The 9,750-nt window shown below is 38.5% G+C and carries 10 protein-coding genes and 1 pseudogene; all 11 read left to right on the top strand.

Features of this window, described 5'->3' with window-relative positions:
• The coding region (locus tag SYJ56_RS23715; protein WP_323838611.1) for a hypothetical protein at nt 1-191 on the top strand (191 nt) is incomplete at its 5' end.
• A 607-nt stretch (nt 192-798) separates the two neighbouring features.
• The gene (locus SYJ56_RS23710; protein WP_323838609.1) at nt 799-1,017 is read left to right on the top strand and encodes a hypothetical protein; all 219 of its coding nucleotides are present in this window, start codon (nt 799-801) and stop codon (nt 1,015-1,017) included.
• A gap of 180 nt (nt 1,018-1,197) precedes the next feature.
• A complete protein-coding gene (locus SYJ56_RS23705; RefSeq protein WP_323838607.1) occupies nt 1,198-2,514 on the top strand; it encodes an RNA-binding domain-containing protein in 1,317 nt (438 codons plus the stop codon).
• A 633-nt stretch (nt 2,515-3,147) separates the two neighbouring features.
• On the top strand, nt 3,148-3,297 hold the full coding sequence (locus SYJ56_RS23700) for a hypothetical protein (protein ID WP_323838605.1): 150 nt from the start codon (nt 3,148-3,150) through the stop codon (nt 3,295-3,297).
• A gap of 27 nt (nt 3,298-3,324) precedes the next feature.
• Nucleotides 3,325-4,338: pseudogene (locus SYJ56_RS23695) on the top strand (ATP-binding protein); the annotation flags it as partial.
• A gap of 402 nt (nt 4,339-4,740) precedes the next feature.
• The gene (locus tag SYJ56_RS23690) at nt 4,741-4,971 is read left to right on the top strand and encodes a hypothetical protein (protein ID WP_323838603.1); all 231 of its coding nucleotides are present in this window, start codon (nt 4,741-4,743) and stop codon (nt 4,969-4,971) included.
• 271 nt (nt 4,972-5,242) lie between these two features.
• Nucleotides 5,243-5,404 carry a hypothetical protein gene (locus tag SYJ56_RS23685; protein WP_323838602.1) on the top strand — a complete coding sequence of 54 codons (162 nt, stop codon included), beginning with the start codon at nt 5,243-5,245 and terminating at the stop codon, nt 5,402-5,404.
• Nucleotides 5,397-5,726 carry a hypothetical protein gene (locus SYJ56_RS23680; protein WP_323838600.1) on the top strand — a complete coding sequence of 110 codons (330 nt, stop codon included), beginning with the start codon at nt 5,397-5,399 and terminating at the stop codon, nt 5,724-5,726. The genes SYJ56_RS23685 and SYJ56_RS23680 overlap by 8 nt, the downstream gene beginning before the upstream one ends.
• A gap of 611 nt (nt 5,727-6,337) precedes the next feature.
• A complete protein-coding gene (locus tag SYJ56_RS23675; protein WP_323838598.1) occupies nt 6,338-7,900 on the top strand; it encodes an MBOAT family O-acyltransferase in 1,563 nt (520 codons plus the stop codon).
• Entirely contained in the window at nt 7,900-8,844 is a 945-nt protein-coding gene (locus SYJ56_RS23670; protein ID WP_323838596.1) for a hypothetical protein, read from the top strand. The genes SYJ56_RS23675 and SYJ56_RS23670 overlap by 1 nt, the downstream gene beginning before the upstream one ends.
• Before the next feature lie 78 nt (nt 8,845-8,922).
• Nucleotides 8,923-9,723 carry an FkbM family methyltransferase gene (locus SYJ56_RS23665; RefSeq protein WP_323838594.1) on the top strand — a complete coding sequence of 267 codons (801 nt, stop codon included), beginning with the start codon at nt 8,923-8,925 and terminating at the stop codon, nt 9,721-9,723.
• Nucleotides 9,724-9,750: the final 27 nt, after the last annotated feature.

Below are 9,750 nucleotides of genomic sequence, written 5' to 3'. Positions count from 1 at the left end.
CAAAATCCCCCGAGCCCCCTTTGGCAAGGATAATTTTCTATGACAATATATGTGCTGAAGGGGGAGTTGCGCTCGTCTCCGGACTGCAGGTCAGAATTAACGTTAGCCGTTCGTGTCGCACGAATGGCTTTTCCGAAAGTCTGTTTTCCGAGTTATCCTGCTTCTCTAGAAGCCGGATCTATAATCCTTAACAACAATGACAACCAACACCCAACACCCAACACCCAACACCCGTCACCTGACATCCAACACCAAACACCTACAAACTTCCAACACCAAAGTTTGCTTTTCAAAAACTACCGAGTAAATTTATTACTCAGTCATAAGCATCATTACGAAAAGGCCTAAAAGCAGACGAAGCCTGCCTCCCGAAGGGATGGCAATCTCGATTGTGACTTAGGATGTTGGATTCTACAACTCCTCGATTAATGCCCGGAAATGGGACTCAAAGGGCGAAGCTGTGTTTTCTGAGTAGCAGGTAGCAGGTAGCAGGCTTGCCTAACGAAGGCAGGAGTTTAGAACTAAGAGTCTAGACACTAGATTCAAGACGATGCAGTAATAAGAAATGGAGTTCCACCCACAAAACTGCTATATTTTCAGACCTTTTAGATTCTGATAGGATCACGCCTTAATAGCATCTTGCTGGTTCGACTCCGGCTCTGGGTATTTTAAATTCTCAATCCCTGCATTTTAGAATTCTCTAACAACGGTCGAAGGCAAGATATCCATTAAAACAAAAACCAGGTATTTTGGTATTCCGTTAGTGATTTGGAAGTAAACGTATAACGCACCCAAACAATGAGCAAGAAAGAAATTACAGCTAAAGAACTTATCATTGCTCAAAACAGGGCAAATCAAAAGGCAAAAAAATTGATTAGAGTTCTTGGTCTAGAGGATATAGTAGCAAGAAATAATAAGATAATTCAAATAAGTCCTAACGGAACTGAAGTGACAATCAAAGAATCAAGATTTAAAAGTAAAAAGGCAAGTAAAGGCATTTTTAAATTACAAAATTGATTTCAGCGTATAAATTTAGACTTTTTGCAGGGCCTAACGGAAGTGGGAAATCTACATTGATCTCAGAAATCAGAAATTAAGAGTTACATCTCCTTCATAATAGCAAGGCCTCTAGTATTGTTGTGAATCAATTTGTCAAGTTTTTCAATTCAACAAATTATAAATTAAACAAATGGCTCCTTGAGCGAAAATAATCGACTAGAATACAAACGCCAACTTACAGACAACTTCGAAAAAGAGGTGGTCGCTTTTCTCAATTACCTAGGAGGTGGCACCATTTACCTTGGGGTAGATGGATCAGGGGAGGAAGTTGGAGTAGAAAACCCAGATGCTATTCAGCTTCAGATCAAAGACAGGATCAAACATAATATTGCCCCTTCTTGCCTAGGACTATTCGATATTGTAACTGAAATCCGCAAAGAAAAGACTATTCTTAAAATTATCGTCGCAAGTGGTCAGGAACGTCCCTATTACCTCAAAAAATATGGGATGTCTGAGAAGGGAACCTTTGTTCGCAAGGGGAGCGCATCCGAACCAATGCCTCCTCGAATGATCGAAGAACTCTTCGCAAAAAGGATTCGAAACTCTATCGGAAAAATCAAATCTCCAAGTCAAGATCTGAAATTTGAGCAACTCCGCATATATTATGAGTCTGTTGCGAAGCCGCTCAACCTGCCTTTTACGAAAACCCTAGAACTCCTCAATGAAGATCGACTGCTCAATTATGTCGCTTACTTGCTTGCAGACAATAATACGGTATCGGTTAAAGTGGCTAAATACTCCTCGACAAATCGGGTGGATCTAATTCAAAGTGATGAGTTTGGTTTCTGCTCCCTTGTTAAAGCTACAAAACAGGTTTTAGATAAAATTGAGGTCGAAAACAAAACATTTACCAAGATCACTTCGAAAGAACGTATTGAAAAGAAGAAATGGAACTCTCTTGCTCTTCGAGAGGCAGTCATTAATGCAATGGTGCACAATGATTATACCTATGAATTGGCTCCTAAATTCGAATTCTTTGCTGATCGATTTGAAATTACTTCCTACGGTGGCTTACCCCAGGGATTATCACAACTTGAATTTTTTGAGGGTATTTCTATCCCTCGAAGTAAAGAACTTATGCGTGTCTTTCGGGATATGGAGCTGGTGGAGCAGCTAGGTTCTGGTGTTCCCCGCATTCTCCAATCATACGGAAAAGAATGCTTTCACTTTTCCGAAAACTATATCAGAATGACTTTTCCAAGTTTGGAAGTTGAGAATGAAACTGTGGGAGAAACTGTGGGAGAAACTGTGGGAGAAACTGTGGGAGAAACAGCGAAAGCCTTAATCAATTTAATGGCTCAAAATCCCCGTCTTACAAGAGATGAGCTAGCTGACCAGTTGGGGATTTCCGTAAGAGGTGTCGAATATAATATTAAAAAACTCAAAACACTTGGAATCGTCTTCCGGGTAGGTTCTACAAAAAATGGTAAATGGGTGGTTGTAAAGAAGAATTGATAAGTTAAGTAGTAAGTCCCGATATCAGAACCAGTAGTCAGTCAGCCATTTTAAATTCTAGCAACTAACACTCGTCCACCGAGGCGGAACCAACAACTAACACTCGTCCGCCGTGGCGGAACTAATAACCAACAACAACCATCAGTTTTCCACCTTAGCTTCCATCTCCCCATTAGGGGCTGGGGGTAAATCCTGCCGACCGAAGGTGGGTCTTAATTCCTTTCATTTTAAATTCTAAAACTATCAACTAACACTCGTCCACCGAGGCGGAACTAACTCACTCTTTTGAGGATCCCTTTAACTCTTAACCTATTTAACCATTAACGTATAACACCTACCCACCGTGGCGGAACTAACAACAACCATCAGTTTTCCACCTTAGCTCCCATCTCCCCTTTAGGGGTTGGGGGTAAATCCTGCCGACCGAAGGTGGGTTTAAATTCCTTCATTTTAAATTCTAAAACTATCAACCAACACTCATCCGCCATAGCGGAATCTTTAACCCTTAACCCTTAACCTTTAACCCTTTAACCACCAAGCACCCATTCGCCGTTTTGGAATCTCAATTCCTTATGAAAACGTACACCTTGATATACATATTTTGCCTATTTTTGTATACCAAGATGAACAATAATGCAAGTCCTTCACGAATTATATAGAAAGCTACTCTCAAAAACTGATTTAGGATTTCAGAGAAGCATTATGGAGGATATCAAATGGGATACTCGTTTGATAGGGATTACCGGATCAAGAGGTGTGGGTAAGACCACCTTAATCCTTTAATATTTAAAAAATGAATTTAAAGGAAGAGAAGAACAATCCTTATATGTTTCCTTGGACCACATTTGGTTTGCGACTCATACAATCTCCGACCTTGTAGATCAATTTTCAAAACAAGGTGGTCTTCAATTAGTCTTGGATGAAGTTCATAAATACCCAAATTGGTCAAGAGAGATTAAAAATATCTATGATTTTTACCCAGAAATAAAAGTAGTATTCACAGGATCATCGCTTCTGGAAATTCTTAATGCTTCGGCAGACCTCAGTCGGAGAGCATTTATTTATCAAATGACAGGTCTCTCCTTTAGGGAGTATGTGAATTTGGAGAATGGCCTGCAACTATCAAGGATCTCATTAGAAGCTATTTTTGAGAAACATGTAGCACTTGCAAGTGAAATAAGCAGTCAAATTAGACCGTTAAAATATTTCCCAAACTACTTAAGCTATGGGTATTATCCATTTTATAGAGATTTTGGAGACCTTACAGATCAGCAAGTAAGATCAGTAGTGAATCTAATTCTTGAGGTAGAACTACCCCAATTGAGAAAATTTGATTTGGCCTATGTGCCAAAAATCAAACAGCTTCTAAGTGTAATTGCTGACTCAGTTCCCTTTATTCCAAACATCTCCAAACTGAGTCAAAAAATCGGAATCAATAGAACCACTTTGCTGACTTATCTCAATTACTTAAAAGAAAGTAAACTGACTAATAATTTATATTCTTCCAACGAAGGCATTTCCTTATTGCAAAAACCGGAAAAACTCTATTTGGAAAATACCAACTTAGCCTATTCCCTTGGAAACAATGTCGATGTTGGAAATCTAAGAGAGACATTCTTTCTAAACCAAGTGAGTTATAAACATAAAGTTACTTTGCCGGTCAATGCTGATTTTAAAATTGATCAGAAATGGACCATAGAAGTTGGAGGAAAAAATAAAGATTTATCAGATCCTGAATTAGCAGGTTACTTTGTAGCAGCAGATGGAATTGAGATCGGTTTTGGTACGAAAATTCCGCTTTGGCTATTTGGATTTTTGTATTGAAATACAATGCCTTTTGCTTCAGGAGCCCTTTTAACCTTTAACCTCTTAACCTTTAACCCTTAACTCTTAACCCTTAACCCCTTTAACCTCTTAACCCTTAACCCTTAACCAATAACTCCCATCTCCCCTTTAGGGGCCGGGGGTAAATACTGAACTAACTAACACTCGTCCGCCGTGGCGGAACTAACTCACTCTTTTGAGGATCCCTTTAACCCTTTAACCATTAACGTATAACACCTACCCACCGTGGCGAAACCAACAACTAAAAACCAACAACTCCCGATAGCTATCGGGACAATCAATAACCAATCACAAGCCAACCTTGATTAATGTTAGTCAATTATTTAAAAGCAACTTGTTTAATTTCCAATCGTAATTTATCTTAATAAAAATTCATTTCTTATGCAGACTATAACTCTTAAAGTAAGTGATTCAGCATACCAGCAGTTGATGGAGTTGCTTGAAAAAATCAGCCCTAATGAATTGGAGATAGTTGGCAACGAACACTTCAATGCACTTAAAGCAGCTGTACAATCAGATTACGCTCATTCTAAAGAAAATATGAATACCTCAATCTCTATAGATGAGCTTGAAGAGAATTTAAATGCTATGCTTGAAAAATATGGTGATTAAATTTTCACATGTTTTTAAACCCGGATTATGTATTAGGTTTCGTAATGAGGGCTGTAATTGCAAGAAAATCAGGCTGTTTGGAGACTGAGGCATAGCCGAAGCTATGGTTAAGTCGAAAATAGCAACGTAGTGGCTGATTTTGAAGCAATTAAAGACCGCAATAGAATTGCTAATGCATATTCCGGGTTAAACTAAGACTTCAAACACAGGTGATGGATGGTTGTAAAGTAGTATAGCCTCACCTTCGATAAATAATAGTAAATTTGCTTTCATGAATATCAAGGAGAAAAAAAAAGAAATCCTGAAGTTTCAAATACAACTTAAAGCTCAAATGCCACGAGTTATTAAGGAAATTGAAGTTTACGAACTAGCATTGAAAGCAGGGACTCTGAATAAAAATCCAACTCCGTCCCCACAATTCAATCTTGAATAAACCAAAACTATGGGTTGTAGCAGGTTGTAATGGCGCAGGAAAATCTTCCTTTTCCCAAGCATTTTTTGATGGAAACGTGACTCCTTTCGATTACGATAAGTATTTCTTGGAATTTTATTCAAAACTTCAGCAATCAGAGATAAGAGATCAAATGGCACACAATCAGGCCTTTGAAGAATTGGAAATAGAGGTTAATGAGGCCATTCTGAAAAAAAAAGATTTTTGTTATGAAATCGAGCCTGCCTACCGGACAGGCAGGCATGACTCAAGAGTCACACACTGGGATGATTATAATGTATGCGAGATTCCATATGACCATTGAAAAACAATTATAAACAGATGAAACAAATTTTAATTCAACTCCACTCTATTGGCCAGAAAGATTCAAAAGGGAAGGATACGAATTGCATTTAATATATTTCATTTTAGATTCTGTCCAACAAGCCATAACCAGAGTCGCAATTCGAGTGGAAAATGGAGGACACTTTGTCCCAGAAAACGAAATACTTAAAAGGTATTTTGAAGGTTTTAAAAATCTAAATGACAATTTTACCTATTTTGATTCTGTGGACGTTTTTGATTGTTCAGGGCATAAATCTGAACCAATCTTTTGTTTTTCCCTGACTAAAGGAAAGCTTATCCTGTTACATGACTTTCCCGATTTCCTGAAACCTTTAGTTCCTAATATCGCATCTCAAATTCCCTAGTTCGACCAGGGTAATTGGTATGTATTACTCTCGATATCAGAATCAGTAGTCAGTCACCCATTTTAAATTCTAACAACTAACACTCGTCCACCGTTTAAATTCCTTCATTTTAAATTCTAACAACCGACACTTGTCCACCGTGGCAGAACCAACACCCAACAACAACTTAACCTTTTAACCCTTAACCCTTAACCTTTAACCAACACCCAACAACCAACACCCAACCTTGCTTTTCAACTCCTTCACCTTCCTTCTCTTCCTACCTGTAGTATTCCTACTATACTGGTTTGTATTTAAGAAGAACTTGAAGCTACAGAATGCCTTTTTACTACTTGCCAGCTATGTGTTCTATGGCTGGTGGGATTGGAGATTCCTCAGCCTGATTATCGCCAGTTCTGCTATAGACTATTTCTGCGGATTAAAAATGGGTGAACCGTCTTCCGATACCAATCGAGCGAAGGAGGAGGGAATCAATCTCTATAAAGGGAAAACGGTCGCCTCATCGGACATCGGGCATCTGACATCGGACAATTCTTCTTCCATCTTCCGTCTACCGTCTTCTGTCTCCGGTCTTTTCCATGGTCGCAAACTCTACCTAACAATCAGCATTGCCTTCAACCTCAGCCTTCTTGGCTTCTTCAAATACTTCAACTTTTTTATTGAATCAGCCACCGAATTCATCACCCTCTTTGGCTTCCAAGCCCATACAAGTACGCTTAATCTCATCCTCCCAGTTGGTATTAGCTTCTACACTTTCCAAACCATGAGCTATACCATCGATGTCTATCGTGGTAAAATGGAAGCTACCAAAGATCCCATTGCCTTCTTTACCTTTGTGGCCTTCTTTCCACAACTGGTAGCAGGCCCCATCGAGCGGGCATCAAATCTCCTTCCTCAATTCTTCAAAAAACGGGAATTCGAATATCAGCAGGGTTCTGATGGGATGAAACTCATCCTCTGGGGACTATTCAAGAAAATGGTGATCGCGGATAACTGTGCCCTCGTGGTCAATCCCATCTTTGAGAATTACCAAACAGCATCTGGACTCGAGCTCATCATGGGAGCGGTTCTCTTTGCCTTTCAGATCTATGGAGATTTCTCAGGGTATTCTGATATCGCAATAGGTGTGGCCATGCTTTTCGGGTTCCAACTCATGACCAATTTCCGAACACCCTATTTCAGCCGGGACATCGCCGAGTTCTGGCGTAGATGGCATATCTCTCTTTCCACCTGGTTTCGGGATTATGTATATATCCCACTGGGTGGAAGTCGCGTACCCAAAGCCAAAGCTATCCGGAATATCTTTATAGTATTTCTCGTTTCAGGCTTCTGGCATGGGGCCAACTGGACCTTTATTGTCTGGGGAGGGATTCATGCGGCGCTATTTATTCCGATTTTCTTAATAGGGAAGAACAGAGTTCATCTGGATGAAGCAGGGGAAAATAGACTGCTTCCATCGATTTCTGAGTTTATCAAGATTCTTGTCACATTCATTCTGGTTTGCGTGGCCTGGATATTTTTCAGGGCAGAATCAATTGAAAGTGCTTGGGGATATTTAAGCGGTATTGCAGCAAACCCATTTACGGAGGGTTTAAGGATCAGTACTTATCTATTGTCAATTTCATTAGTCATGATCCTTCTGTTATCAGAGTGGGTCATGAGAAGTATGATTGTCCTCAATTTCAAAAGACCTGTATTGAGGTACTTCAGTTATTCTGCAGTGATAGGCTTAATCTTGTTTTATGGAGTATTCTTCAATCCTCAGGACTTCATCTACTTCCAATTTTGATGATTCAGTTTTTATCCAAAATTGCGATTAGTGCCGTTTTTCTCGTTCTGTTTATTTATGTCTACGGCTCATTTTGTAACTTCTTTTTTACACAGGATCGATTCCTGGATCTTTCAGAAAAGAAGCAATGGGTCCTGGCTCAAAAGGGTAATTCGGTTGATTATGCCATTTTAGGTTCCAGTAGGGCTTACGGGGCATTTGATATGGTTTTGTTGGATAGCCTGACCGGAAAAAGTGGAATCAATCTGGGAAGTAATGGAAGCGGATTTAAGGATAATTATTTGGTGCTTACTCATTTTCTAAAATCAAATTCTACTAAAGAATTGTATCTCCAGGTAGATATGCATTCTTTGAATTCCAAAGAGTCTTTCAGTAATGAGTTTCATGCTTTCACATTTATGCCTTATTGGGAGGATGAAGATGTCAAAACTGTGCTGAAAGAAGAGTTACCAGTTTTGGATAATTGGGTTTCTGATGTTTTCCCCGAGTGGAGGTACTTCTACTTCAATAAGTATTTCTCTCCAAAAGAAATTGCTCGCAAATTCCTGATGTCTTCTGGGAGACAAGATCCATACTCAGCATTGAAGGGAGGGATGAGTTCTTCATCTCGATCAGTGGAGGTGGCAAAGGTGGAAATAGCTCTGAGAAAAGCTCCCGAATTTATTGATCAGGATGACTGGAAATACTTGCAAACAATCATTCAGCTTGCGGAAAAGAAAGAAATAGACTTGAAATTATTTACTGCACCCATTTATCTCGGGGATCATGTTTATTTGAAAAAAGCTATCTCTGATCTCAGATATGTACAAATTGTTCCGGATCAATCAATCGAGGTTAACAAATCACTTTTCCAAGATCAGGGGCATCTGAATAATCAGGGAAGGTATATTTTCACCAAATCATTTTTTGAGAATTTAGATACCCAAAAAAATGCTAGTCTTTAAAAACTCAAAAATCATTCGAAAGAATTGGTTTGTTAAAAAAATCTCCTTCATAAAATCAGTTACTATTTAATACCATTTATGAGTATTAAGAAAAAAATTTATACTTGGATTACTTCAAATAGGGACACTAAACTAGGGATGCTCTTAGGGGATATTTCCAATACTATATTTCATGCTCAACAGAATAAGAACAATGATTTTAAAACAAATGGGGAATTTTGGTTGATCTCTAAACTTAAAGGCAATGGGATAGAGACAATTGTTGATGTTGGAGCTAATATCGGAGAATGGACACTTGAGGTGAAAAAGTACAATGAAAATGCAAAAGTTTATGCTTTTGAACCAGTTCCTCAAACCTTTGAGATACTGAAAAGGAATACAAATTCTTTATCAGATGTCTTTCCTATTAATCTTGCCTTATCTGACACTGCAAGTGAAATGGAATTCAACTATTACTCCGAATATTCATTTTTTTCTTCCGCCTATGACCATCCACTAAGTTCTCAGGATCCTAAAAAAATAGTTGTTTCGTCCACAAAGGGAGATGATTTTTGTAACAATAAGGGAATTGAAACAATTGATTTTTTGAAAATTGATACGGAAGGATATGAATCCAAAGTTCTAGGAGGATTTGAAAGCATGATAAAAAGACAAAAAATAAGGATAATTCAATTTGAATATGGAGAAATATGCTTGGAGAGCAGGTTTTTGTTAAAAGACTTCTATTCTTTATTTGAGGCAAATGGATACCTAATTGGTAAATTATTCCCAAAATCGATAGAGTTTTCTTCTTATTCGGTAGCCAAAGAAAACTTTGTCATTTCAAACTATGTGGCAATTTTGAAGAATGAAGTGAAGCTAATTTCAAGTTTATCCTAAAGACGATTTCCAAGTTTTGTATTTTGG

This window comes from Algoriphagus aurantiacus, from assembly GCF_035156405.1.
In the GTDB taxonomy this organism is placed as follows: domain Bacteria; phylum Bacteroidota; class Bacteroidia; order Cytophagales; family Cyclobacteriaceae; genus Algoriphagus; species Algoriphagus aurantiacus.
Note: the sequence above shows the minus strand (reverse complement) of the source record. Positions and strands in the feature narration are given on the sequence as shown.